The 507-nt window shown below is 45.4% G+C and carries 1 protein-coding gene; it reads left to right on the top strand.

Annotation, left to right across the window (positions count from 1 at the left end):
* Positions 1 to 292 (top strand): hypothetical protein (locus ACTHUR_RS18685; protein ID WP_440400263.1); only part of this gene is annotated, 292 nt, incomplete at its 5' end.
* Between the last annotated feature and the right edge of the window lie 215 nt (positions 293 to 507).

Below are 507 nucleotides of genomic sequence, written 5' to 3'. Positions count from 1 at the left end.
CCCCGTCATAGAGTTTTACGACGGCGTGTTCGACCATGTGCCAAGCTTGGAAGAAGTACAGAAACTGCCTGCCCGCGGCGCACATTATCAAGACGGCAGAGTTCGGATTTCCCGCTATGCCGTGGCGCAAATGAAATACCTGCCCGACCCTGCAAATCAAGTCAAACTGATTGCAGCGGCCGTTGTCCAACCGCCCTCGAGCAAGCATCTGGAAGCATCGATAGGTTTATATCAACTGACAGATATTTTTGCTTTGCAAAAAGCCTTGGAATATTTATTTCGGACAACCTGAACCCGAACTGGGTTTTGGATTGAGTAAACCGTACAAGGCATATACTGAAAAGGTCGTCTGAAAACTTGAAAATCAGGTTTTCAGACGACCTTTTTATAGTGAATAAGGAATTAGCTACGCGAACTCTTATGCCATGTATCCGAAATCCTATCCACAACATCCTCAACAGACAAAGAAAAGACTTAAAGAGGTCGTCTGAAAACCCATTTCAGGAT

This window comes from Neisseria sp. P0021.S007 (genome assembly GCF_051956855.1).
This window is presented reverse-complemented; position numbering and strand designations above follow the sequence as displayed.